Source organism: Massilia sp. 01N410 (assembly GCF_056399665.1).
This window is the reverse complement of sequence record NZ_JBFTRV010000023.1, coordinates 60729-86499: the sequence shown is the minus strand read 5'-3', so window position 1 is coordinate 86499 and position 25771 is coordinate 60729. Positions and strand designations below refer to the sequence as shown.

Sequence of the window (25771 nt, the reverse complement as noted above, 5' to 3'; positions counted from 1 at the left end):
TCTGGTCGTAGGCCTTGGCTTCGCCGCCGAATTTCTTCGACAGAACGGTTGCGATTGCAGCCGTCAGGGTGGTTTTGCCGTGGTCAACGTGACCAATGGTGCCGACGTTGACGTGCGGCTTGGTCCGTTCGAATTTACCTTTTGCCATTTTGATCTTCCTTTAAAAGAACAATATATTTTAATTTTTGTGGGACAGGGCATGGCTCATCGCCGTTGCCCTGCCCTCCACTAACTAGATTTTTCTGACTACGCTTACTTGGACTTCGCGGTCACGATGGCGTCCATCACGTGCTTCGGAGCTTCAGCATAGTGCTTGAATTCCATCGTGTAGGTCGCACGGCCCTGGGTTGCCGAACGCAGCACGGTCGAGTAACCGAACATTTCCGACAGCGGGACTTCGGCCTTGATGATCTTGCCGCCGCCGCCCGGGATTTCGTCCATGCCCTGCACCATACCGCGGCGGGACGACAGGTCGCCCATCACGGTACCGGCGTAGTCTTCCGGCGTTTCCACTTCCACCGACATCATCGGCTCGAGGATGACCGGGTTGGCTTTACGGCAAGCATCCTTGAATGCCATCGAACCAGCCATGCGGAACGCGTTTTCGTTCGAGTCCACGTCGTGGTACGAACCGAAGACCAGGGTCACCTTGACGTCGACGACCGGGTAGCCAGCCAGCACGCCGGCGGTCAGGGTCTCGCGAACACCCTTCTCGACTGCCGGGATGTATTCGCGCGGAACCACACCGCCCTTGATGGCGTCGATGAACTCGAAGCCCTTGCCCGGCTCTTGCGGTTCGACGTTCAGGACAGCGTGACCGTACTGGCCGCGGCCGCCCGACTGCTTGACGAACTTGCCTTCCACGTCGGTAACACCCTTGCGGATGGTTTCGCGGTATGCAACCTGCGGCTTGCCGACGGTCGCTTCCACGCCGAATTCACGCTTCATGCGGTCGACGATAATTTCCAGGTGCAGCTCGCCCATACCACCGATGATGGTCTGGCCCGATTCTTCGTCGGTACGCACGCGGAACGACGGGTCTTCCTGAGCCAGACGGTTCAGTGCCAGGCCCATCTTTTCCTGGTCAGCCTTGGTCTTCGGCTCGACGGCCTGCTGGATCACCGGCTCCGGGAACACCATCTTTTCGAGGATGATCGGTGCCGACGGATCGCACAGGGTTTCGCCGGTGGTCGCTTCCTTCAGGCCGACTGCAGCGGCGATGTCGCCTGCGCGGACTTCCTTGATCTCTTCGCGCTGGTTGGCGTGCATCTGCAGAATACGGCCGACGCGTTCCTTCTTGCCCTTGATCGGGTTGTAGACGGTATCGCCCGAATTGATGACGCCCGAGTACACGCGGAAGAAGATCAGCTGGCCGACGAACGGGTCGGTCATGATCTTGAATGCCAGCGCAGCAAATTTCTCGTTGTCGTCAGCCTTACGGGTGACCGGCTGGTCGTCTTCGTCGGTACCACCGACCGGCGGGATGTCGACCGGCGACGGCAGGTATTCGATGACCGCGTCCAGCATGGCCTGCACGCCCTTGTTCTTGAAGGCGGTGCCGCACATCATCGGAACGATTTCGCCGTTGATGGTACGTTGACGCAGTGCGGCCTTGATCTCGGCTTCCGACAGTTCGCCTTCTTCGAGATACTTGTTCATCAGGTCTTCGTTCGCTTCAGCAGCGGTCTCGACCAGCTTCTCGCGCCATTCGTTGGCTTGATCGACCAGCTCGGCCGGCACGTCGCGGTAGTCGAACTTCATGCCCTGCGATGCGTCGTCCCAGAAGATCGCCTTCATCTTGACCAGGTCGACCACGCCCTTGAAGTTGTCTTCGGCGCCGATCGGGATCTGCAGCGGGATCGGGTTGGCCTTCAGGCGGGCGCGCATCTGCTCGTACACCTTGAAGAAGTTCGCACCGGTACGGTCCATCTTGTTGACGAATGCCAGACGTGGGACTTTGTACTTGTTAGCCTGACGCCACACGGTTTCCGACTGCGGCTGCACGCCGCCGACTGCACAGTAGACCATGCAGGCGCCGTCCAGGACGCGCATCGAACGCTCCACCTCGATGGTGAAGTCGACGTGGCCCGGGGTATCGATGATGTTGAAGCGGTGCGGCTCGAAGTTGTTGGCCATACCCTTCCAGAAGCAGGTCGTCGCTGCCGAGGTAATGGTGATGCCGCGCTCTTGCTCCTGCTCCATCCAGTCCATGGTGGCGGCGCCGTCGTGCACTTCACCAATCTTGTGGTTCACACCCGTGTAGAACAGGATGCGCTCGGTGGTGGTGGTCTTACCGGCGTCAATGTGAGCGGAAATACCGATATTCCGGTAGCGCTCAATGGGGGTAGTGCGTGCCATAATTTTTCCTAAATCTTTGAATGGACAAAACCGGGCAACATTTTGAAATCAAAACGCGCCCGGCCTGAACAACGGATACTGCTTTGTGCTTAGAAGCGGAAGTGCGAGAACGCCTTGTTCGCTTCAGCCATGCGGTGGACTTCGTCACGGCGCTTCATTGCGCCGCCACGGCCTTCCGCGGCTTCCATCAGTTCACCACCCAGACGTTGCGGCATGGATTTCTCGCTACGCTTGTTTGCGGCTTCGCGCAACCAACGCATAGACAGAGCCATACGACGAACCGGACGAACTTCCACTGGCACCTGGTAGTTGGCGCCGCCGACGCGGCGGGACTTCACCTCGACCATCGGCTTGCAGTTGTTGATCGCGGTCGAGAACACTTCCAGCGGGTCCTTGCCCGATTTGGTCTGGATGTATTCGAACGCACCGTAGATGATGTTTTCTGCGACCGACTTCTTGCCGGACAGCATCAGAACGTTGACGAACTTGGCGACATCGGTATTGCCGAATTTCGGATCCGGCAGAATCTCGCGCTTGGGTACTTCACGACGACGTGGCATTTCAATTCCTTCCTGTCTTCAGTTGAGTGCTTAATCCGCACTCGCGAAAGGCCCTCATGACCTTTCACTTACTCGGCCTTCCGGCCGGCTCAACTTAACTATTAAATGTGACCTCGGTATGACGGGAGCGGAGAATTACTTCTTCGCAGCCTTCGCACGCTTGGCGCCGTACTTCGAACGGGCCTGCTTACGGTCTTTCACACCCTGGGTATCCAGTGCACCGCGGACCATGTGGTAACGCACACCCGGCAAGTCTTTCACACGGCCGCCGCGGATCAGGACGACGCTGTGCTCTTGCAGGTTGTGGCCTTCACCGCCGATGTACGAAATGACTTCGAAACCGTTGGTCAGGCGAACTTTGGCGACCTTACGCAGTGCCGAGTTCGGCTTCTTCGGGGTCGTCGTGTAGACACGGGTGCAAACACCGCGCTTTTGCGGGCAGTTTTCCAGTGCCGGCGACTTGCTCTTCACAACCGCGGCTTCACGCGGCTTGCGAATCAGTTGATTGATGGTTGGCATCGTTCTTAATCCAACAAAATTTGCTACTACGTTGATGACCCGGACTGTCCTACTGCCCGGGGACTGAAACCTAGTCCCGGATTGCTTCCTGTACAGGCGACGAAAGCCACTCACCAAAGGGAGCGGCCTGAATGCGTATACGATGTGCAGAATAAATTCGAGAACTCGCGAGTATAGACCCGAACCATGTCAAGGTCAACCTACTTGCAGTCCGGGCACCGCGGCAAGGGCGGAAGACGGCGAAATTGCCGGAAGAATGTCGCGCTGGCGATACATCGAGTGTACGCCGGTTTTCGATCCTTGTGCGGAGGTAATAGCGTTCCAACTAGCAAAGGCGAGATAATGACGGACTTTCTCCTCTGCCCTGGCTTCGATGCGATCCCTGCTGCGTCCGCGCAATCTGTATGTGCTGCTGAGTTACCTCGTGCTGTCGTGCATGCCCTTCGTCCCCTGGCTGTTCGGCGAGCCGGTCGCGCACCCGGGCCAGCTGGTGGGCATCGAGCTGGTCTGCTGGATCGCCGCCTGGGCTTTCTTCAAGCGCCCGGCCCGCTTCCACTGGCTGCTGCTGCCGGCCTTCCTCGGCCTGCCGATGGAGTTCTATCTGCGCGCCTTCTACGGCCAGGGCATCTCGACCCACCATCTCGGCATCATCGCCGAGACCAGCCCGGAAGAAGCGATGGAATTCCTGGGCAGCAAAGTCTGGCTGCTGGCCGCCGTCTTCATCGGCGTGCTCGCCTGGTTCGTCAGCAGCTGGATCGCGGCCTGGCGCACCCGCGACCTCGACTGGGCCGACGTCTCGCGCATCGTGGTGATGGGCGTGCTGGGCCTGGGCGTGGCGGTGTTCGGCTATGGCCATACGTTCGGCATCGCGCCGCCGCCGCTGGCCAGCGTGGCCGGCGACTCGGCCAAGGCCGCGCCCGCGAAACCCGGTGCCGAAGAGACCGCGCCGCCGCGCGCGGGCAGCCTGCCCTCTACCGGCCGCCTGCCGCCGCTCGCGCACTGGGCCCGCCTGCCGCTCGACCTGGACGCCTTCGCCCGCTCCTGGCCCTTCGGTCTGATGGCGCGCGGGCTCGACTTCTATAAAGAGCGGCGCTACCTGGCCGACCTGAACGAACGCAGCGCCCATTTCCGCTTTCACGCCCACGCCGGCCGGCCGCAGGACGAGCCGCAGCTGGTGGTGATGGTGATCGGCGAATCCTCGCGCTACGACCGCTGGAGCCTGAATGGCTATGCGCGCGAGACCAATCCGCAGCTGGCGCAGGAGTCGAACCTGGTGGTGCTGCCGGATGTGATCACCTCGGTCTCGGCGACCCGCCTGTCGGTGCCGGTGATCGTCTCGCGCAAGCCGGCGATCCAGAGCCTGAAGGACGGGTTCTCGGAAAAATCCTTCCTGTCCGCCTTCAAGGAGGCCGGCTTCAAGACCTTCTGGCTGTCGAACCAGATCTCGTTCGGCAAGTTCGACACGCCGGTATCGGTGTTCGCCAAGGAAGCCGACGTGGTCGATTTCCTGAACCTGGGCGGCTACAGCGACCAGTCGAACTACGACGAGATCCTGTTCGCCCCGCTCAGGCACGCTCTGCTCGACCCGGCGCCCAAGAAGCTGGTGGTGCTGCACACCCTGGGCAGCCACTGGAACTACAGCCGCCGCTATCCGAAGCAGTTCGACAAATGGCAGCCCTCGCTGTACGGTGTCGACAAGCCGGTCTATACCGATATCCGCCTCAAGGAACAGCTCAACAACAGTTACGACAGCTCGATCCTGTACACCGACTGGTTCCTGGCCCACGTGATCGACTCGCTGCGCGACACCGGCCTGCCGGCCTCGATGCTGTACGTGGCCGACCACGGCCAGACCCTGTACGACAACAGCTGCCGCCTGGTCTTCCACGGCCACAACACGCAATACGAATTCCACATCCCGGCCTTCGCCTGGTATTCGGACGCCTACCAGGAGCGCTATCCGGACAAGGTCGCCCAACTGCTGCAGCACCGCAAGGCGAAACTGGCGACCGAAAACATGTTCCACACCCTGCTCGACATGGGCGACGTGCGCTACCCGGACGAACGGCTCGAATGGAGCTTCGTGAATTCCGGCTTCAGGCAGCACAAGCGCTACGTCGACAGCTACGGCTGGACCGACTACGACAACGCCACCATCAAGGGCGAATGCCACGAAGTGATCGCCAAGGGCAGGCCGAAACCCCGCAGCTGACGCGCCCATCAAATCAGGATTAGTCTCCGGTTATTTCCTCAATTCGGGGTCAGAGCACATTATTTTCGATAAGCCTCTGAAAACAAAGCCGTTTTTTCCGAAAATGTGCTCTGACCCCGAATTTCCCGAATTTCCACCAGCCAGGCCGCTACCCGCTCCGCCTTCCTCTGGATATCCACGCCGAAGCCGCGCTGCGCCAGCAGGGCCACGCCATTGGTCTGTCCCAGCACGCCGGGCTCCAGGCGCAGGCCGTCGCCGTCGGTGCGCACGATGCGCCAGGGTTCCAGCCGGTGCGCCAGCAGCGGCCCGAGCACCAGGTTGTGCGAGGAGACCACGACGATGGAGCGCGCCGCCAGTTCGTCCACCACGGCCGCTGCCGCCGCCACCGACTCCTCGTGATTGGTGCCGCGGAAGATCTCGTCGACCAGGCAGATGACGGGCCGGCGCTCGCTGGCCGCCAGCAGTTCGCGGGCGCGCGCCAGCTCGGCGATGTACAGGCTCTGCCCGTCCAGCAGCGAATCCTCGTTCTGCATGCTGGCCACCACCGGCAGCGCCGGCAGCACGGCACGGCGCGCGTAACAGAAGCCGAAAGCGCGCGCGGCGACCAGGTTCAGGCCCAGCATGCGCAAGAACGTGCTCTTGCCGACGCCGTTCTGGCCGGAGATGAAGGCGCCCTTGTCCGCCAGCGACAGCGACAGCGGATTGCCGCCTTCGAGCAGCGGATGCACGCCCTCCTCCATCGCCAGCGTCCTGCCGTCGCCGCGGCCGGCCCAGCACCAGGCGCCCACGCCGCGCAGATGCCGCGCCAGCGCCACGTCGGCCTCGAGTTCCGTACACAGCCGGTAGCACTCGCGCAGGAAGGCGCGCTCGGCGGACACGATATGCGAGGTCTTGAAGTAGTGCCTGACGTTGGCCAGCATGAACCAGTCGCCATACGCCGCCGCGTCGGGGATGGCTTCCGCCACCAGGCCGCGCGACAGGCTGCGACCGATCTTCCCCGCCCGCGCGCCGCGTCCCGAAAAATCTTCCGCCAGCGCCTGCCCGCCGCCATCCAGCAACGAAACCGTCCGCAGCAGCATCCGCAGCGCCCAGGTGCTGCGGCGCCAGGTCCCCACCTGGTCGGTGTAGCGCATCTGCAGCGTCATCAGGAAGTACATCACGATACCGAAAGGGATCCAGGCCCAGGGCGTCCACAGCACCGCCGCCAGCGAGGTGGCCAGGCCGAGCGGCAGCAGCCGCACCCAGGCGAGCCAGCGCGGACGCGGCGGCGCCTGCCACTGCGGATCGAACAGCAGCCCGGCCACCTCGGTGTCCGCGCGGCGCAGCGAGCGCAGCGTCCGCTGCAGGCCGTCCAGCTGCGCCGGCTCGCGCAGCAGGCGCTCGATGCGTTCGCGCCGCGCCGCGCACTCTTCCGCCGAAGCGCCGGCGCGCAGGCGGCGGTGCAGTTCCTGGCGCCCGAAGATGCTGACTTCCCCGGACAGGCTGTCCGCATAGCGGTCGATCAGCAGGTCGCGCCAGGTCTGGTCGTCGATGGCCGCGTCGTCCGCCGCCGTCAGGCGATGCAGCCGGGCGACGTCGGTCGGCGCGAACGGATAGGCGGGCGGCTCGGTCTCGGCCGGGGCGAGCCCGCTCAGGAATTGCGTCAGCATGGGGCGCCAGGCGGAGAGGGACAGGAAGGGATTCGGGCTCATGCGCAGGAAATTGTGCCTATTGGCAAAATTTCAAGCCCTGTCCGGACCTGTCCGTAACACGGCTCGCGCGGACACGGCGGACAACGCGTCCGGGACAGCTGACCCTCTATAAATCAAGGACTTAAGAACTGGCACGGATCGTGCAATAACAGCACTGTCCAAACCCAGGAATGTCCACACCATGATTCGCGATACCTCACATCAAGACGCCGTCATCGCCCCGTCGGCCGGACACGCCATCAAGCGCCGCGCCATCTGGATCGGCGCCGCGGTCGCCGCCGCAGCGCTGTGCGCCGGCCTGTTCTCGACCTGGCGCAGCAGCGAAGCCTCGGTCAACGCAGCCCGCATCCGCGTGGCCGAGGTCACCCGCGGCACCCTGGTGCGCGATGCCTCCGTCAATGGCCGCGTGGTCGCCGCCGTCAGCCCGACCCTGTACGCCAAGGCGGCGTCCACCGTCAACCTGAAGGTCGCCGCCGGCGACACCGTCAAGAAGGGCCAGGTGCTCGCGGTGCTGGAATCGCCCGACCTGGCCGACGTGCTGAAACGCGAAGTCTCGTCTTACGAAGGCTTGAAGGCCGAAGTGGCGCGCCAGCAGATCCTGTCGCGCAAGCAGAAGCTGCTGGCGCAGAAGGAGGCCGACACCGCCGAGATCGAGCGCCTGTCGGCCCAGCGCACCCTGGAGCGCTACGAGAGCGTGGCCCAGGTCGGCGTGATCGCCAAGATCGACTACCAGAAGGCCAAGGACGCGCTGCAGTCGGCCGAGATCCGCGCCAGGCACGCGGGCCAGGCCGCGGTCCTGGAAGGCGACGACGTCCAGCTGGCCCTGAAAACCAAGATGAACGAGCTGGAACGCGCGAAGCTGTCGATGGAAGAGGCGCAGCGCCGCGTCGACGAACTGACCGTGCGCGCCCCGGTGGACGGCTTCATCGGCACCCTGAACGTGCAGAACCGGATGGTGGTGGCCGCCAACGCGCCGCTGATGACCCTGGTCGACCTGTCCAAGCTCGAAGTCGAAGTCGAGGTGCCGGAAACCTATGTGGCCGACATGGGCCTGGGCATGAACGCCGAGATCACCCTGCCGGGCGGCACCGCCACCGGCAAGCTGTCGGCGCTGTCGCCGGAAGTGGTGAAGAACATGGTATTGGCGCGCGTGCGCTTCGACGGCGAGCAGCCGAAAGGCCTGCGCCAGAGCCAGCGCGTGACCGCGCGCCTGCTGATCGAGGAAAAACCGAACGTCATGATGCTGCCGCGCGGCCCCTTCGTCGAACAGGACGGCGGACGCTACGCCTACGTGGTCCGCGACGGCATCGCCACCCGCACCCCGGTCCAGCTGGGCGCGACCAGCGTCTCGGCGGTCGAGATCCTCTCCGGTTTGAAGCAGGGCGACAAAGTGGTAGTGGCAGGCACCGATGCATTCAACAACGCGACCCGCGTCTCGATCAATCAATAATCAATCAAAGGACAAGACCATGCTGCGCATGACCAACCTCTCCAAGGTGTACCGCACCCACATGATCGAGACGCACGCCCTGCGCGGCTTCGAGATCGAAGTCAAGGAAGGCGAATTCGTCACCGTGACCGGTCCCTCGGGCTCGGGCAAGACCAGCTTCCTGAACATCGCCGGCCTGCTGGAGGAATTCACCTCGGGCGAATACGTCCTCGACGGCGTGAACGTGAAGGGCCTCGACGACAACCAGCGCTCGCGCCTGCGCAACGAGAAGCTCGGCTTCATCTTCCAGGGCTTCAACCTGATCCCCGACCTGAACCTGTACGACAACGTCGACGTGCCGCTGCGCTACCGCGGCTTCAACGCGTCCGAGCGCAAGAAGCGCATCGAGGATGCGCTGTCCAAGGTCGGCCTGGCATCGCGCATGAAGCACTACCCGGCCGAGCTGTCGGGCGGCCAGCAGCAGCGTGTGGCGATCGCACGCGCCCTGGCCGGCACCCCCAAGCTGCTGCTGGCCGACGAACCGACCGGCAACCTGGATACGGCGATGGCGCGCGGCGTGATGGAGCTGCTGGAAGAGATCAACGCCGCCGGCACCACCATCCTGATGGTGACCCACGACCCCGAGCTGGCCGTGCGCACCACCCGCAACGTCCACATCATCGACGGCCAGGTGTCCGACCTGGTGCGCCGCGGGCCGACCCTGGTCGACGCCAAAGCCACCGTGAGCGCATAAGGAGAGCGCCGCCATGTTTGCCTACTACTTCATGCTGGGCGTGCGCAGCCTGCGCCGCAACCCGGCGCTGACGGCCCTGATGGTGCTGACGCTGGCCGTCGGCGTGGCCGCCAGCGTCTCCACGCTGACCATCCTGCACGTGATGTCGGCCGACCCGATCCCGGAAAAGAGCAGCCGCCTGTTCGTGCCGCAGTTCGACAACGGCCAGGTCGCGGACTACACGCCGGGCGAGGACCCTGGCGATATGCAGATGAGCTATCCGGACGCCGCCAACCTGCTCAAGAGCGGCCAGGGCGAGCGCCGCACCGCGATGTACGGCGTGCCGGCGGCGATCGAACCGCCGCGCAAGGACATGCCGGCGTTCTCGGCCACCGGCCTGGCGCCGACCCGCGACTTCTTCGCCATGTTCAACGTACCCTTCCTGCACGGCCAGGCCTGGAGCGAGGCCGACGACGCCCGCGGCGCCGACGTCGTGGTGCTGGGCCGCGAGACCGCCGAGAAGATGTTCGGCGACGCCAGTCCGGTCGGCCAGCGCCTGATGCTGATGGGCTCCCCCTTCACCATCGTCGGCGTGACCGACACCTGGGCACCGCTGCCGCGCTACTACAAGCTGATCGGCGGTAACCGCTTCGGCACGCCGGAAGAGTTCTTCATCCCGTTCTCGACCGCGATCCGCCACGAAACCCAGCACGCCGGCAGCATGAGCTGCAACGCCAACCGCGACCCCGGCTTCGCCAGCCTGCTGGCCTCGGAATGCACCTGGATCCAGTTCTGGTTCGAGACTCGATCAAGCGGCGACCGCGCCGAGCTGCAGACCTGGATCGACAACTACGCCAAGGAACAGCGCAAGCTGGGCCGCCTGAAGCGCAACGCTCCGAACATGCTGTACAACGTGAACGAGTGGATGGAAAAGCTCAAGGTGGTCGGCAACGACAGCAAGCTGTCCGCCTGGCTGGCCTTCGGCTTCCTGGTGCTGTGCCTGGTGAACACGGTGGGCCTGCTGCTGGCCAAGTTCTCGGTGCGCGCTTCCGAGATCGGCGTCCGGCGCGCACTGGGTGCCTCGCGCAGCGAGATCTTCCACCAGTTCCTGATCGAGACCGGCGTGGTCGGCCTCGTCGGCGGCTTGCTGGGCCTGGTGCTGGCCTTCGGCGCCCTGGCCCTGATCGGCATGCAGAGCAAGGGCATGGCGAACGTCGCCCACATGGACTGGCAGATGCTGGGCCTGACCTTCGTGATGTCGGTGTCGGCGGCCATCGCCGCCGGCCTGCTGCCGACCTGGCGCGCCTGCCAGGTGACGCCGGCGATCCAACTCAAATCGCAGTAACCGGGAGACATCCATGGAAATCCGTCCCATCCTGTCCGCGCTGATGCGCAATAAAACGGGCCCGATCCTGGTGGCCCTGCAGGTCGCGCTCAGCCTGGCGATCCTGACCAACGCCATGCACATCGTGAACGATCGCCGCGCCGCGATGGCGCGTCCGTCCGGCCTGTCCGACGAACACGCGACCTTCTACATCATCGCGCGCACCCTGAACAACGACAGCGCCGAGCAGCAGCTGGCCAGCATGAAGCGCGAAGCCGACATCCTGCGCGCGGTGCCGGGCGTGGCGTCGGTGGCGAACGTGTCGCAGATGCCGCTGTCGCGCAGCGGCAGCAACAACAGCGTCGCGGTCGACCGCAAGCAGACCCGCCAGACCACCTCCACCTCGGTGTTCGTCTCGGGCGACTCGGTGATCGACACCTTCGGCCTGAAGCTGGTCGAAGGCCGCGACTTCCTGCCGCAGGAACTGGTCGACGTCAACCAGAACGAGAGCAACCAGTACCCGCATCAGGTGATCATCACCAAGCCGCTGGCCGAGAAGCTGTGGCCGGGCGCGCCGGCGGTCGGCAAGACCATGTACTTCGGCACCGGCGAAGACGCCCAGGGCGTGCAGGTGGTCGGCGTGGTCGAACGCCTGCAGGCCGCCCACGTCAACCTGGAAGAGCGCTCCGAGTATTCGACCTTGGTGCCGGCGCGCGTGTACGGCAGTCCGGGCAACCTGTACGCGATCCGCGCCGAGGCCGGCCAGCGCGACCGCGTGATGAAGGAAGCCGAGGCGGCGCTGCGCAAGTCCTCGGCCAGCCCGATGATCCTGCGCCTGAAGACCGTCGACCAGGACCGCACCGACCTGTACCGCGCCGACGCCGCCCTGTCCTGGATGCTGGTCACCGTCAGCGTGCTGCTGCTCCTGATCACCTGCTCCGGCATCGTCGGCATGGCCAGCCTGTGGGTCACCCAGCGCCGCAAGCAGATCGGCGTGCGCCGCGCGCTGGGCGCGAGGAAAATGGACATCCTGCGCTACTTCATCACCGAGAATTTCATGATCACCAGCGCCGGCGTGTTCGGCGGCGTGGCCCTGGGCCTGGGCCTGAACCATCTGCTGGTGAGCAAACTGGAGATGGCGCGCCTGCCGGGCGGCTACCTGATCGGCGGTGCGCTGGTGTTCTGGGCGCTGGGCGTGCTGGCGGCCTACGGACCGGCGTGGCGCGCGGCCAGCATTTCCCCGGCCACCGCCACCCGCAGCGTCTGAACACGATGGTATGCTAGCGCTCATGCCTATGCCTACCGTTCTGATCATTGACGACAACGCCGCCGTCGGCGTCGCCCTCGACGTGCTGTTCTCGCTGCACGACATCGCGGCGCTGCACGCGGCGTCCCCGGAGGAAGGGCTGGCGGTGCTGGCGCGCCAGCCGGTCGACCTGGTGATCCAGGACATGAACTTCACGGCCGACACCACCTCGGGCGAGGAAGGCGTGGCGCTGTTCCGCGAGATCCGCAAGCGCCATCCGGACCTGCCGGTGATCCTGCTGACGGCATGGACCCACCTGGACGCCGCGGTCGACCTGGTCAAGGCCGGCGCGGCCGATTACCTGTCCAAGCCCTGGAACGACGACCGCCTGCTGGCGACGGTAAGCAACCTGATCGAGCTGGGCCAGGCCAACCGGGCCCTCAACCAGCGCCTGCTGCGCGAACGCCGCGCGCGCCGCGAGCTGGAACAGAACTACGATTTGCGCGGACTGGTGTGGGGCGATCCGGCCCTTGAGCGCGTGCTGAGCCTGGCCTGCCAGGTGGCGCGCGCCGACGTGCCGATCCTGATCACGGGGCCGAACGGCACCGGCAAGGAACGCATCGCCGAGATCATCCAGGCCAACTCCCTGGTCCGCAACGGCCCCTTCGTGGTGCTCAACTGCGGCGCCCTGCCCTCCGAACTGATCGAGGCCGAACTGTTCGGCGCCGACGCCGGCGCCTACACCGGCGCCTCGAAAGCGCGGGAAGGAAAATTCGAGGCGGCCGACGGCGGCACCCTGTTCCTCGACGAGATCGGCAACCTGCCGCTGGCCGGGCAGATGAAACTGCTGCGCGTGCTGGAGACCGGGCGCTTCGAACGTCTCGGCTCGAACCGCGAACGCCAGGTCAGGGTGCGCGTGGTCAGCGCCACCAATGCGGACCTGCAGAGCATGATCCGTCTAGGGACCTTCCGCGAAGACCTGTTCTACCGCCTGAACGTGATCGAGCTGAAGCTGCCGCCGCTGGCCAGCCGCCCCGGCGACATCCTGCCGCTGGCGCAGTCCTTCCTCCCGCTCGGCAAGACCCTGCATCCGAGCGCCGAAGCCGCGCTGATGGCGCATGCCTGGCCGGGCAATGTGCGCGAGCTGAAGAACGTGATGGCACGTGCCAGCCTGCTGGCCAATGGCGACGTCATCAAGCCCGCCGAACTCGGCCTGCCGGGCCCCTCTGGTGCCGCCGGCAACAGTGCGGATGCGGAGCCGGACCGCGACGCCATCGTGCAGGCGCTGGCGCGCGCGGGCGGCGTGATCGCCCAGGCCGCCGCCGACCTCGGACTGTCGCGCCAGGCCCTGTACCGGCGCATGGAGCGGCTGGGCATCGCGCGCGCCGCATGAACGTCACATGAGTTCAGGCAAGCGCTTCAGGCTCTCGCTCGCCACGCGCTGGTCGGCCCTGGTCGGCACGCTGCTGGCGGTCGGGATCCTGATCGCGCTGGCCCTCGACCACCTGCTGCCCGGCCAGCCGCTGGCCGTGCTCGGGATCTGCCTGGTGTGCGTGGTGCCGATCGCCCTGATCACCATCCGCTCGCAGATCCAGCCCATCCTGTCGCTGTTCCGCGCCCTCGAAGGCACGGTGGCGAGCTACCGCGACGGCGACTTTTCCTTCAGCCTGCACTGGGGCCAGAACGACGAACTGGCCGACCTGATCAGCGCCCACAATGCCCTCGGCGAGGTGCTGCGCGAACAGCGCCTCGACCTCGTGCAGCGCGAGCTGCTGCTCGATACCATGGTGCAGAACACCCCGGTGGCCATGCTGCTGGTGACCGAGCTGGCCAACCGCGGCGAGCAGGCCGGGCTCACCGTCGTCTACGCCAACCTGGCCGCGCGCCAGCTGCTGTCCGGCGGACGCAAGCTCGAAGGACATGCGCTGAACGAGGTGCTGCAGCAGGCGGCACCGGCCCTGATCGAAGCCCTGGGGCGCGGCGGCGACGGCCTGTTCACCGCCGGCGAAGGCGAGGACGAGGAGGTCTATCACCTTGCGCGCCGCAATTTCAGCCTGAACGGCCGCAAGCACGAACTGCTGCTGCTGCGCCAGCTGACCACCGAGCTGCGCCGGCAGGAAGTGCAGACCTGGAAGAAGGTCATCCGCGTCATCAGCCATGAACTGAACAATTCCCTGGCCCCGCTGGCCTCGCTCGCGAACTCGGGCGCGGAGCTGGTGCGGCGCGGCCAGACCGAGCGCCTGCCGCAGATCCTCGAGACGATCGGCGAGCGCACGCGCCACCTGGAAAGCTTCATCCTCGGCTACGCCCGCTTCGCCAAGCTGCCGACGCCGCGCATCGAGGCCGTGCCCTGGGACGCGCTGGTGGCGCGCCTGGCCGGCCAGGTCAAGTTCCGCGTGATCGGCGAACTGCCGCCCGAACCGGCCCGGATCGACACCGCGCAAATGGAGCAGGCCCTGCTCAACCTGCTCAAGAACGCCCACGAATCGGGCTCCTGGCCGGACCACGTGGAACTGCAGATCCGCCGCGTCCAGGACGTGATCCGCATCGACGTACTCGACCGCGGTAGCGGCATGAACGACGCCGTGCTGACCAACGCCCTGGTGCCCTTCTACTCCACCAAGCGCAGCGGCACCGGCCTGGGCCTGGCGCTGGCCCGCGAAATCGCCGAAGCCCACGGCGGCCGCATCACGCTCGCCAACCGCGAAGGCGGCGGGCTGGCCGTCACCATGATCCTTCCGGTCGGTCCGGGCCCTGCCTGAAATTCGGGGTCAGAGCACATTTCCCCAGCGCCCCGGCGCGATTTGCGAACAGTTCGGCAAAACATGCGCGACGATCCTGCCATGTTCGCCTCAACTGCTAAAATAAATGCGCTCTGACCCCGAATTTTGAAAGTCTTCATGCCTGCTCAGGATCCCCGTTTTTCCCAGCCCGGCCATCCGCCCGCCACCATCACCGAATTCGAAGGCGTCCGTTCCCTTCACCTGGGTACCTCCTGGGTGCAGGGCGCGATGCGGCTCAATCGGCCGGATGCGATCGAACTCGAATACGTGCAGATGATGATGATGTGGATGCTGTTCGTGCAGCAGCCGCGCCGCATCGCGCAGCTGGGCCTGGGCAGCGCCGCGCTCACCAAGTTCTGCTACCAGAAATTCCCGGCGGCGCGGGTGGCTGCCGCCGAACTGAATCCGAACGTGATCGCGATCTGCCGCGACTATTTCGGCCTGCCGCCGAACGACGCCCGCCTGGACGTGCGCGAGATGGACGCCCTCGATTTCGTGATGGACCCGGCCAGCCACGGCACCCTCGACGTGCTGCAGGTCGACCTGTACGACGAAGAGGCGCGCGGCCCGGTGCTCGATACCCCCGAGTTCTACCAGGCCTGCGCCGACTGCCTGGTTGACGGCGGCGTGATGACCGCCAACGTGTTCGGCGACTTCATCAACTATGACAAGAACCTGCAGGCAATGGAGCTGGCCTTCGACGCCGTGGTCTGGCTGCCCGAGGTTCACGACGCCAACATCGTCGTCATCGCCTTCAAGGACGCGCCGCAGATCGATTTCGCGGTCCTGTACGAACGCGCGGCCGACATCAAGCGGCGCTACAACCTGCCGGCCAGGGACTGGGTCAACGGTCTGAAGGAGTGGATGCGGGATCGCCAGGACTGACGCTGCTCTGCTCGACACTGCTCAGCATGGCCCGTATCGCGGCGGCCTCCTGCGCTTTCCGCTGGTAGTCCTTGTAGGCCGGGATCGCCACCGCCGCCATCACGGCGATCATGACGATGGGGACGATCGCCGCGGCGCCGCCGCCGATGCCGGTACGCGGCACGAACAGGGCCAGGAGGCCCGCCAGCTTGCTGCGCGGCGGCTGGCGCAACTCGTGCCCGGCCGCCAGCGCACGCACCGCCGCCATGCGCTTGACCAGCCAGGGATAGTCGCCGACCAGCTCGTGGAAGGACATCCAGAAACCTTCGGTCTGGCCGGCCTGGTCGACGTAGGCGCGGCGGTTCATCATCCGCGCGCGCTTGCCGCCGGCGGCCAGCACGGCCAGGCCATGCTCGGCATTCTGCGGATTGTCGCAGGCGGCCAGGCCATGGCGGTCGCAGGTGTATTCGCGGGCGCGTGAATAGGCCGGGCCGATCAGCGGCAGCGCCGAGGCCGGCATCAGGATCGTCGCCCAGTGCAGGTGCTTGCGCTTGATGTGGCCGATCTCGTGGCCGATATAGAAATTCAGCGCGTCCGGATTGTCCGCCAGGCCGTCGACCACGTCCGAGTACAGCACAAGAAAATGGCGGCCGAGGAAGCGGGTGGCGAAGGCGTTGAGCATGCCGCCCATCTGCATCAGGTAGGCCTGCGGCTCCTCGTCCAGGCCCAGCTTGCGGCAGCAGGCCGAGATCTGCTGCTTCAGGTCTGGAAATTGTTCTTCGGTGATGCGTACCCCATTGCCCTTGATGTAGGAAATCAGGGCGGACTGCGCGACGCAATAGAAAAGGAAGCCGAACAGCAGATAGACCAGCGCCAGTCCGAAGGTAATGAGCAGAAGCACGCCCCAGACCAGCAGGGACCAGACCAGCATCAGGCGAAACAGCCGCTCTTCGTTACGATATACCAGGTTCATGATTGCCCACCCTTCTTGTCGTTAAGAAAGAGGCACATTCAAGGCCAGTTTTCGCCCCGGCGATATGAGCTTGTTGTACCTATCTCACGGTTCTGCCACAGGACAGACATGGAGTTGCGCACGATCAACGGCGCTCCGCATTCCCCCAAGCAAGATGAGCTGTCAACCAGACTCATCAGAGGGGAATATGACCAAGCAACGCCATCGCAGTTTGCTCGCCTCCGCCATCCTGGCCGCCATCCCTCCCGCCGGGGCCCAGCAAGCCTCCGCAAGCGGGGACGCCACCGCCACCGTGGTCGTGATCGGCTCGCGCACCAATGCCAAGAGCGCGCTCGACACCGCGGTCCCGGTCGGCCTGATCGACCAGAAGGACCTGCAGTCGGCCGGCACGCCGGAGCTGGGCAAGGTGCTGCAGGAGCTGGACCCCTCGTTCAACTTCACCACCACCTTCATCAGCGACGGCACCGACATCATCCGGCCCGCCACCCTGCGCGGCCTGGGCCCGGACCAGTTGCTGGTGCTGGTCAACGGCAAGCGGCGACACCAGCAGGCCCTGGTCAACGTCCAGCAGACCATCGGCCGCGGCTCGGCCGGCACCGACATCAATGCGATCCCGCTGTCGGCGATCCAGCGCATCGAGGTGCTGCGCGACGGTGCCGCCGCCCAGTACGGCTCGGACGCGATCGCCGGCGTGATCAATATCGTGCTCAAGCAGGGCCCGGGCGGCCAGCTGAGCGTTGCCGGCGGCACCACCTCGAAAGGCGACGGCGACACCATCGGCGTCGGCGAAAGCCACGGCTGGGCGCTGGGGTCCTCGGGCGGCTACCTGAACCTTGCCGTCGAGAGCCGGCGCCGCGGCGAGACCAATCGCGCCGGTCTGGACACCCTGCGCGTGAATCCGCCGCGCGTGACCCAGCGCATCGGCGATTCGCTGGCCAGGGATGCCTATCTGTGGACCAATGCCATGCTGCCGGTCGGTAGCAGCGACGGCGAACTGTATGCCTTCGGCGGCGTCTCGCGCCGCACTGGCGACGCCGCCGGCTTCTTCCGGCCGAAGGAAGATGGACGCAACGTCCCCGCGGTCTACCCGAACGGCTTCCTGCCGAACATCCTGACCAGGGTCAGCGACGCCTCGCTGGCGGTCGGCTTCCGCCGCGGCCTCGGCGCCGGCTGGAACCTCGACGCCAGCGTCAACCACGGCCGCAGCGAGCTCGCCTTCCACGAACGGAACTCGATCAACGTCAGCTACTGGTACGAACCGAAATGCAGCTGCGCCGACTTCAACGAGTCGCCGCTCGAAGCCGATACCGGCAAGCTGCGCTTCACCCAGACTACCGTCAACCTCGACCTGCGCGGCCCGCTGACCTTGGCGGGCATGGCGCTGCAGCTGGCCGCCGGCCTCGAATACCGGCGCGACGGCTACCAGATCGTGGCCGGCGATCCGGTGTCCTACCAGTACGGCCGCACCAACAACCCGGCGATCCGCATCCTCGACCAGACCGGCCATCTGGCGGCGGCCGGCATCCAGGGCTTCCCCGGCTATACCCCGGCGACCGAAGTGAACGAGGCGCGCCACAACAGCGCGATCTACCTCGATGCCGAACACAGGTTCGCGCTGCCGCTCACGCTGGCGGCCGCGCTGCGCCATGAGCGGTATTCCGACTTCGGCGGCACCACCACCGGCAAGCTGGCGCTGCGCTACGATCCGAGCCGCCAGCTCGGCCTGCGCGCCAGCGTCTCGACCGGCTTCCGTGCGCCCGGCGTGCAGCAGAAGTTCTACAGCTCGGTCTCGACCAACCTGAACGGCGCCGGCGTGCTGACCGAGACCCTCACCGCGCGCGAGGGCAGTCCGGTGACTCGCGCGCTGGGCATCGCGCCGCTGAAGGAAGAAACCTCGCGCAGCGCCAGCGCCGGCCTGGTGCTGCGCCCCGCTCCCGGCTTCTCGTTCACCGCCGACGCCTGGCGCACCCGCATCGCCGACCGCATTGTCTTCTCCAGCACCATCTCGCCCGAGAGCGGCCCCTGCCGGACTGCCTCCGCCTGCCCGATCAAGGCGGTGCTGGATCCGCTGCGCGTCGGCCAGGCCCAGTTCTTCACGAATGCGATCGGCACGACCACGCGCGGCCTCGACCTGATCGCCGAGCGCACCCTGCGCGGATTCGCCGACGGCACCCTGGTGCTGTCCGGCCAGCTCGGCTTCAATCGTACCTCCGTCGACTCGCGCAAGTCCTCGTCGAAGGTATTGACCGGCACCCAGTTGTTCGACGACGCCCAGGTCACGCTGATCGAACGCGGCCAGCCGCGCCGGCACCACGTGGTGGTGGCCGACTTCACGAGCGGACCGTGGAACCTGAACGCGCGCGCCAACTACTACGGCGAAGTGGCCGGTCAGGGCTTCACCGCACCCTATGTGCAGACCTGGGACGCGAAATGGCTGCTGGACCTGAGCGGGCGCTACGCCTTCAGCAAGGCCCTGGCCCTGAGCGTCGGTGTGAACAATGTGTTCGACACCTACCCGAGCCGCTGGGACCCGGTCAAGGCCGCCCCCTTCCCTCAGATGGGTTTCACCTATTGCTGGGAGACCTGCCCGTTCGGGATCAACGGGCGCTCGCTGTACGCCAGGGCCGACTACAACTTCTGATCAGCGCCGTTCGCGCCACCACAGGCCCAGCATGGCCAGCGCGAACACCAGGCCGAAAGGCCAGGCCGGCAGCGTGCGCAATGGCTTGCCTGTCGACTGCGCGCCCGTTGCCGGCGCCGGCGTACGGGCCGCATAGCGCGCGGTGGCCTCGCGGCGCTGGGCGCGCTGCCACAGCGTCCAGTCGCGCTCCGCGTACACATACACCGCGTTCTCCAGCGCGCGGCCGCCCTGCGCCTGCGCCGTCATGCCCAGCCAGCCGGGCTGCTTCGGCCACACCGCCACGCAGGCGGCGTCGACGCGCTCCAGGCGGCGCTGCCAGGGCAGCGTGAGCGCCAGCGCCGGAAAGTCCAGCGACGCCGACTTCGCCAGGGCCTCGCCCCGTGCGCACACTTCCAGGCGCCGCTCCGGCAGCGGCAGCTCGCCCGGGTCCAGCCAGGCCAGGTCATCGTCACGCCGCACGCGCAGGCGGTCGAGCACGTCCTGCCACCACAGCGCCAGCGCGCGCGGCTCCTCGATCGCGTGACGGTGCCAGCCGCCCACGCCCAGCCAGGCGATACGGCCCTTGTGCCAGTCGCGGGTCCAGAGGCCGTCCTCGCCCTGCCACTCGGCGGCGCGCCCAATGGCCGGATTCAGGCCGCCCGAGGTCATCGGCAAACGGGCGCCGATGCTGCGGTCGGCCGGCTGCGGCGCCAGGCGCAGGCCGATGCCGCGCGACCAGACGCCGGCGTCGTTCGCATTCGCACCCAGCACCAGCAGCGGCGCGCCCTCGGCAACCCGCGCCAGCAAGGCCGCGCGGCCGGCTTCTCCGGCGCGTTCGAACCAGGCGGCGTCGACGATCTCGAGATCGGGCGCCTTCATCCCGGTGCGCGCGCTTTCGCTGCGGCGCAGGTTCTTGCCCAGCTCGACCTGCCAGTCGATCACGGCATTGCTGGCGGCCAGCAGGTCGTCCAGGGTGCGCAGGTCGAAGGATGGCGCGCCGAAACGTCCGCGCACCTGCAGCGGCGCCGGCTCCGTCACGGTGACCGGCACCGGTCCCTGGTCGACCGTCTTGCCGTTCGCATCCAGCAGACGCGCGCTCAGGACCAGGCGCTCGGCCAGCGGCGGCAGCCACTGCACGGACAGCACGCCCTCGCCCTTGCTCTCGGCCAGCACCTCGCCGTTCTCGGCCAGCAGCTGCAGCCGGCCCGGTCCCTGCCAGGAGCGCTCCAGGCGCAGCGTGAAGATGCGGCCCAGCGCGATCGTGCGCGGGAAGTCGAGGCGGACGGTGGGCGTGGCCGGCACGCTCCAGGCGAGCGGCCGCGCCGGCAGGTCTTCCCATTCGGCGGCGCGCAGGCCGTCGCCTTCCAGCTTCAGGCTGCGCACGCCCTCCAGCGAGGCCGGCGGCTCGGACGCGGACAAGGCCAGCGTGCTGCCCGCCTCGCCGGGCAGCGCGAAGCTGCCGACCGTGGCGGCCAGCGCGACACCTGCCACGGCGGCCAGTACGGCATCGATCCAGCGTCGCCGTGCGGCGTAAATGAAGGCGCCGGCCAGCCCGAGCACGAGAGCGGCAATGCTCATCCAGTTCATCGCACACCTCCCCGCGCGGCGCGCTCGAACGGCGTCTCGACCTTCGGCGTGGCCTGCAGCCTTACCTTCGCCTCATGCACGGCGCCGCGCAGCCAGGCGCGCAGCACCGGGCGGCAGGCCAGGCAGCCGTCGGCCACGTCCTGGATCGCGCGCTGGGCGGCCAGGCGCTGCTCGTCGGCGGCGATGCGCTCGCGCACCCAGTCGTGGGCGGTGCGGGTCCACAGGCTTGGGAGCGGACCGTCGCCGGCCAGCGCCCGCACCAGCTCGCGCAGCTCGGCCGGCACGCCATCGGGCGCCCCCGACTGTTCGCGTTTGCTGCTGGCGGCGCCCGCCATGTCGCCCGTCATGCGCTTGTCCTCCTTGATCGGCGGCGGCGCGAACGCCGTCTTGTGCAGGTAGATGCGTTCGGACTGCTGCAATTCCTTGATCGCGTCGAGCGCCTTGTGTTCCGGCGGCAGCGCCGTCTTCGGGGTGATGGCGCGCAGCGCGTTCTCGGCATCCCACATCGCGGACAGCGCGCGCCGCAGGATCTTCTTGGTCGCCTCGTCGAACAGAGTCGCGTTCTCGGCCTGGTCGTGGGCGTGGCCGAACTCGTGCAGCACGTCCTGCGGCTTGCCATGGCCGCTGCCGTGCTCACTGCCGTGATCATCGTCGTGATCGTCCTTGCCGAACAGGGTCGACTCCTCGCCCAGGAACTGGCCGTAGCGGCGCCGCAGCGCGCCCTGGTCGGCGGCGATGGTCTCGCTGCGCTCGCGCACGGTGGCGGCGTCGATTTTCTTGACGCGCATGTCGGCAATCAGCTGTTCGGTGTCGATGATGATCTGGCGCTGGCTGCGCAGGCTCTCCGGCTTGACCATCACCGGCAGCGCCGAGACGTCCTGGTCCTCGTCCTGCGGCGGCGCCGGCAGGCGCAGCGTGTAGGTCGGCGACTGCACGGTATGCGGCCTGGCCGCGTTGTCGGTGGCGCGGACGAAAAAGTAGAGCTCGTCGCCGGGTTCCATGCCAAGTTCGCTCAGGGCCCAGTGCTTGCTCCAGTCGCGCCGGCGCGGATCGGGCCCTGGCGGAATCGGCAGCTCGCGGTCGCTGAAGCGGATGTTTTCGCCGCTGCCGCGCGCCAGGGTCAGGTGCAGGGTGGCCTGCTTCACCTGGTAGTCGTCGCGCACCGATACCGCCATCGCCGCCTGGCTGGCGTCGCGCGCCAGTTCCTTGATGATCTCGTTCGGCTGGGTCACCACGATTTCCGGCGCCTGGTCCGGCAGCACCTTCAGCGTGTAGCGGGCGCCGCGCCAGCGCCAGAAGATGGATTCGGTGGCGGTCCAGCGCGCGCATTCCGCCCCCAGCTGCAGGGCCTGGCCATCGCTCAGCTCGATGGTCTCGAGCACGCCGGCCGCGGGCTGCTTCAGGCACCACTCGACCACGGTCTGTTCCGGCGCCTGCAGGTCGCGCGGGGCCGAGCTCGATGTCTCCACGCCCGTGTAGCGCGGCGGCGTGAGTTTCACGATCAAGGCGGCGGCGGCCGGCGCGGCGGCGCCGGCTTGCGCACCCGGCAGACCGGCGGCGGCAGGTTGGACGCCTTGCGGCAGGAAGCTTGCACCCCAGGCCAGTGCCGCCAGCGCCAGGCTGCCAGCCAGCCAGGGCAAGCCGAACGATACGTGCTCGCGCACGATGGCGCGGATGCGCGCAGCCGTCAGGCTGGCCTCGATGCGGCCCAGCAGGCGCTGGCGCTGCAGTTGCGCCACCGGCGAATCGGCATGCAGCAGCAGCGCGGCGCTGTCTTCCATTTCCGGCAGCGCGCCGTCCAGCCAGGCGACCCAGCCGTGGGCAACGCGGCGCTGCAGCCGCAGGCCGTCCCAGGCGCAGAACGCCGACCAGGCCAGCAGGCCGGGGCCGGAGCGCAGCAGCAGCCAGGGCAGCGCGCCCGCGATCCACAGGCCGGCGCGGCGCAGCAGGGCGGCGCGCCAGATCGGACCGATCAGGCGCGCGAAGATGTCAGCGCCGGCGGACATGGGTCACCATCCTCTCCAGGGCGAACAGGACCAGCAGCGCCGCGGCCAGCATGTCGCGCAGGGCGCCGCCGGCCGGGCCGGCCGGCGCGCGCGCATCGACGGCGGGCGCCTGGGCCGGGGCGGTGTACGACCGGACGCCGACATGCAGGCGCTGCCAGGTCTCGAACATGGTGCGCGCGGCGGCGGCGTCCCGCGGCGGCAGCCAGGCCGCGCTCCACAGGCGCCCGCGCCGGCTGTCCAGGTAATGCAGGCCGTCGGCCTGCGGCGCCTTGTCCAGTTCGGGGAAGGCTGCGGTGTCCGCCACCCACCACAGCGGCGCGCGCAAGCCGGCCGGCGGCGGCTCCGGCAAGTCCCAGATCACCAGTCCGGTTCCGGGGCCTGCCTGCTCGTCGATCACGTAGCGCTTCGCGCCGCCGAGCGCACCGAACAGCGTGCGCCATTCGTCCGCGCGGCGGCTGTACACGGCCACGTGCCGTTCGAGCGGCGCCACCGGCGTGGCCTGGGAACGCACCGTAAGCGGGTGGCGCAGGCGCGGCAGCGCGGCAGGCATCGCCACGTCGCCGACCAGCAGCAGGCGCGCCTGCGGCTTGAATTCGCGCTCGTGCTCGTGCAGCCAGCGGTAACCCTCGCGTCCGGGCAAGTCGATGCGGCGCGCATCCGCCAGGCCTGCCGCGCGCGCCTGCCGGTCGACGAAGGCCGGATCGGCGCCGGGCACCACCAGCACGCTGTCGCCGCGCCAGGGCAGCACGGGGTCGGCCAGCAGCGCAATCAAGGCCAGCAGCAACAGGCAGCGCAGGATCAGGAGCAGCACCTCTTCCCAGCGCCACACGCGCAGTTGCACCGGCTTCGAGACCGGCAGGAAGCGCGCCGTCGCCAGCGGCAGCGCACGCGTCTGTTCGCGCTTCTGCCGGTGCCACAGGATCGGCAGCAGCAGTACCGGCAGCGCCCACCACCAGAGGTTGTTCATGCGCGTCCTCCCCGCGCATTCAGCTTAGCCTGCAGCCATGCGCGCAAGACCTCGCCCGGCGCGCGCTCGATCGGCGCCGCCACATAGGGGATGTCGTGCGAGCGGCACTGCTGGGCGACCATGGCGAAGTGGTCGTCGCGCCGGCGCGCATAGCCGTCCCGTACCTCGGATCCGAAGCGGAACAGCTTGCCGTCCCCTTCCGGGTCGCGCCAGGCCTGGCGGGTATCGAAGCTTGCCGCGATCTCGGCCTCGGTCTGCAGGCACAGCGCCCGCACATCGTGGCGCATGCTGCGCAGGCGGACCATCGCCTCCGACAGCGGCGAAGGCCATTCCAGGAAATCGCCGGCCACGCAGACCACGCTGGGCGAGCGCGCGAAATGCAGGCTGGCGCGCAGCACTTCGCTGCCGGGCAGCGTGCCGGCGGCATCCAGGCGCTCCAGCTGGGACAGCACGCGCTGCAGCTGGCGCGGCCCGCGCGCGGCCGGGGTGAAGTGGGCGCGCTCGCCCTGGCAGACGAGCAGGCCGAACGCATCGCCCTGGCGCTGCGCGATCGCGCCCACGCAGCCCAGCAGCAGGCGTGCATAGCCCAGCTTATCCAGTCCCTCGATGCTGCGGCTCGGCTCCAGCATCGAGGCGGTGGCGTCCAGCACCAGCCAGACGGCGACGTGGCTGTCGCGCTCGGCCTCGCGCACATAATACCGGTCGGCGCGCGCCATCAGCTTCCAGTCGACGCGGCGCCACTCGTCCCCCGGCGCATAGGCCCGGTACTCGGAGAACTCGACGCCGGCGCCGCGCTCGCGCCCGGCGTGGATGCCGTGCCCGAGCCCCGCCAGCACGTGACGGATCGCGAGATCGAGCTTGCCCGTGTGCGCCGCCAGCGCGGCGCTCGCCAATCCAGCCACTTAGTCGATCCGTACTTCGTTGGGCAGCGCCGCCAGCACGTCGGCGATCAGGATGCCGTCCGCTTCCGCCTCGAAATTGCGCAGCACGCGGTGGGCCAGCACCGGCAGCAGCATGGCCCCGATGTCTTCGCGGGTGACCGCCAGGCGGCCGTGCATCAAGGCGCGCGCCTTCGATGCCAGTACCAGCGCCTGGCCGGCGCGCGGACCGGCACCCCAGCCGATGTGCTTGCGGATCGCCTCGACCGGCGACTCCGCCGGACGGGTCGCGCGCACCAGCCGGGTCGCGTAGCGCAACATGGGATTGGCGATTTCGATGTCGCGCACCAGTTGCTGCAGACGCAGCAGGGTTTCCAGCGTCATCGCGGGCTCGGCGTCGCGCAGGCCAGCGTGCGTTGTGGCGCCGACCATCGCGATCTCCTCAATCTCGGTCGGGTAGCCGACGTCGATGCGCAACAGGAAGCGGTCGAGCTGGGCTTCCGGCAGCGGATAGGTGCCGGCCTGCTCGATCGGGTTCTGGGTCGCCAGCACGAAGAAGGGTTTCGGCAGCTTGTGCGTCTGGCCGGCGAAGGTGACGGAGCGTTCCTGCATCGCTTCCAGCAGGGCCGACTGGGTCTTCGGCGGTGCGCGGTTGATCTCGTCGGCCAGCAGCACCTGGGTGAACACGGGTCCCTGCTGGAAACGGAACACGCGCTGGCGCGTGGCCTGGTCTTCTTCGAGGATCTCGGTGCCGACGATATCCGACGGCATCAGGTCGGGCGTGAACTGCACGCGCCGGAACTGCATGTCGGTGGCCTGGGCCAGCGATTTGACGAGCAGGGTCTTGCCGAGGCCCGGCACGCCCTCGACCAGCGCGTGGCCGCCGGCCAGCAGGCAGGTCACCAGCAGCTCGATCACGTCCTTCTGGCCGATGATCACCTGCCCCATGCTCCGTTTCAGGTCGTCGACTTTCGCGACCAGATCCGCGATCTCGTTCTCAGTCCATGCAGCTTCAGCCACT

The 25771-nt window shown here is 67.2% G+C and carries 20 protein-coding genes; 9 read left to right on the top strand and 11 right to left on the bottom strand.

Translation table 11 applies throughout. The annotated features are described in order from the left end of the window. From AC1DOP_RS23670 to rpsL, 4 genes are all read right to left on the bottom strand, one after another. The coding region (locus tag AC1DOP_RS23670; protein ID WP_259170423.1) for a GTP-binding protein at positions 1-148 on the bottom strand (148 nt) is incomplete at its 3' end. A 104-nt stretch (positions 149-252) separates the two neighbouring features. Then, positions 253-2358 (bottom strand): elongation factor G, encoded by a 2106-nt coding sequence (fusA, locus tag AC1DOP_RS23665; protein ID WP_442124185.1) that lies wholly within the window; start codon positions 2356-2358, stop codon positions 253-255. 89 nt (positions 2359-2447) lie between these two features. Continuing rightward, a complete protein-coding gene (gene rpsG, locus AC1DOP_RS23660) occupies positions 2448-2918 on the bottom strand; it encodes a 30S ribosomal protein S7 (RefSeq protein ID WP_442124184.1) in 471 nt (156 codons plus the stop codon). A gap of 135 nt (positions 2919-3053) precedes the next feature. Further along, on the bottom strand, positions 3054-3437 hold the full coding sequence (rpsL, locus tag AC1DOP_RS23655) for a 30S ribosomal protein S12 (RefSeq protein WP_036240557.1): 384 nt from the start codon (positions 3435-3437) through the stop codon (positions 3054-3056). A 373-nt stretch (positions 3438-3810) separates the two neighbouring features. Here rpsL and AC1DOP_RS23650 point away from each other — a divergent pair, with 373 nt between their 5' ends. Then, complete coding sequence (locus AC1DOP_RS23650) at positions 3811-5649, top strand: phosphoethanolamine transferase (protein WP_442124183.1); 1839 nt, start codon at positions 3811-3813, stop codon at positions 5647-5649. Positions 5650-5708: 59 nt separating this feature from the next. On the opposite strand, the gene AC1DOP_RS23645 is transcribed toward AC1DOP_RS23650, so the two are convergent. Next, positions 5709-7340, bottom strand: coding sequence for a MutS-related protein (locus AC1DOP_RS23645; protein ID WP_442124182.1), 1632 nt, complete (start codon positions 7338-7340; stop codon positions 5709-5711). 181 nt (positions 7341-7521) lie between these two features. Here AC1DOP_RS23645 and AC1DOP_RS23640 point away from each other — a divergent pair, with 181 nt between their 5' ends. The 7 genes from AC1DOP_RS23640 (at position 7522) to AC1DOP_RS23610 (ending at position 15740) form a co-directional block, all read left to right on the top strand. Next, positions 7522-8790 carry an efflux RND transporter periplasmic adaptor subunit gene (locus tag AC1DOP_RS23640; RefSeq protein ID WP_442124181.1) on the top strand — a complete coding sequence of 423 codons (1269 nt, stop codon included), beginning with the start codon at positions 7522-7524 and terminating at the stop codon, positions 8788-8790. Between the two features lie 19 nt (positions 8791-8809). Beyond that, positions 8810-9523 carry an ABC transporter ATP-binding protein gene (locus AC1DOP_RS23635; protein WP_442124180.1) on the top strand — a complete coding sequence of 238 codons (714 nt, stop codon included), beginning with the start codon at positions 8810-8812 and terminating at the stop codon, positions 9521-9523. Between the two features lie 13 nt (positions 9524-9536). Then, entirely contained in the window at positions 9537-10847 is a 1311-nt protein-coding gene (locus AC1DOP_RS23630; RefSeq protein WP_477253702.1) for an ABC transporter permease, read from the top strand. A gap of 13 nt (positions 10848-10860) precedes the next feature. After that, positions 10861-12093 (top strand): ABC transporter permease, encoded by a 1233-nt coding sequence (locus AC1DOP_RS23625; protein ID WP_442124178.1) that lies wholly within the window; start codon positions 10861-10863, stop codon positions 12091-12093. Positions 12094-12121: 28 nt separating this feature from the next. Next, the gene (locus AC1DOP_RS23620) at positions 12122-13465 is read left to right on the top strand and encodes a sigma-54-dependent transcriptional regulator (protein ID WP_442124177.1); all 1344 of its coding nucleotides are present in this window, start codon (positions 12122-12124) and stop codon (positions 13463-13465) included. A 7-nt stretch (positions 13466-13472) separates the two neighbouring features. Further along, complete coding sequence (locus AC1DOP_RS23615) at positions 13473-14834, top strand: sensor histidine kinase (protein ID WP_442124176.1); 1362 nt, start codon at positions 13473-13475, stop codon at positions 14832-14834. A gap of 138 nt (positions 14835-14972) precedes the next feature. Beyond that, positions 14973-15740, top strand: a complete 768-nt coding sequence (locus AC1DOP_RS23610; RefSeq protein WP_442124175.1) for a spermine/spermidine synthase domain-containing protein — start codon at positions 14973-14975, stop codon at positions 15738-15740. Here the strand turns inward: AC1DOP_RS23610 and AC1DOP_RS23605 are convergent. Then, the gene (locus AC1DOP_RS23605) at positions 15700-16692 is read right to left on the bottom strand and encodes a M48 family metallopeptidase (RefSeq protein WP_442124174.1); all 993 of its coding nucleotides are present in this window, start codon (positions 16690-16692) and stop codon (positions 15700-15702) included. The two genes, AC1DOP_RS23610 and AC1DOP_RS23605, sit on opposite strands and share 41 nt — an antisense overlap. Positions 16693-16879: 187 nt before the next feature. Here AC1DOP_RS23605 and AC1DOP_RS23600 point away from each other — a divergent pair, with 187 nt between their 5' ends. Further along, positions 16880-19333, top strand: coding sequence for a TonB-dependent receptor plug domain-containing protein (locus AC1DOP_RS23600; RefSeq protein ID WP_442124173.1), 2454 nt, complete (start codon positions 16880-16882; stop codon positions 19331-19333). Here AC1DOP_RS23600 and AC1DOP_RS23595 read toward each other — a convergent pair whose 3' ends face one another. From AC1DOP_RS23595 to AC1DOP_RS23575, 5 genes are read right to left on the bottom strand one after another with little or no spacing between them, the layout of a single operon-like run. Beyond that, positions 19334-20899 (bottom strand): hypothetical protein, encoded by a 1566-nt coding sequence (locus AC1DOP_RS23595; RefSeq protein ID WP_442124172.1) that lies wholly within the window; start codon positions 20897-20899, stop codon positions 19334-19336. It lies immediately after the preceding gene. Then, the gene (locus AC1DOP_RS23590) at positions 20896-22905 is read right to left on the bottom strand and encodes a DUF4175 family protein (RefSeq protein WP_442124171.1); all 2010 of its coding nucleotides are present in this window, start codon (positions 22903-22905) and stop codon (positions 20896-20898) included. Before AC1DOP_RS23590 ends, AC1DOP_RS23595 begins: the two co-directional genes overlap by 4 nt. Further along, entirely contained in the window at positions 22889-23872 is a 984-nt protein-coding gene (locus tag AC1DOP_RS23585; protein WP_477253697.1) for a BatA domain-containing protein, read from the bottom strand. The genes AC1DOP_RS23590 and AC1DOP_RS23585 overlap by 17 nt, the downstream gene beginning before the upstream one ends. Then, on the bottom strand, positions 23869-24774 hold the full coding sequence (locus tag AC1DOP_RS23580; protein ID WP_477253695.1) for a DUF58 domain-containing protein: 906 nt from the start codon (positions 24772-24774) through the stop codon (positions 23869-23871). Before AC1DOP_RS23580 ends, AC1DOP_RS23585 begins: the two co-directional genes overlap by 4 nt. After that, positions 24775-25770 carry an AAA family ATPase gene (locus AC1DOP_RS23575; RefSeq protein ID WP_477253693.1) on the bottom strand — a complete coding sequence of 332 codons (996 nt, stop codon included), beginning with the start codon at positions 25768-25770 and terminating at the stop codon, positions 24775-24777. It lies immediately after the preceding gene. Between the last annotated feature and the right edge of the window lies 1 nt (position 25771).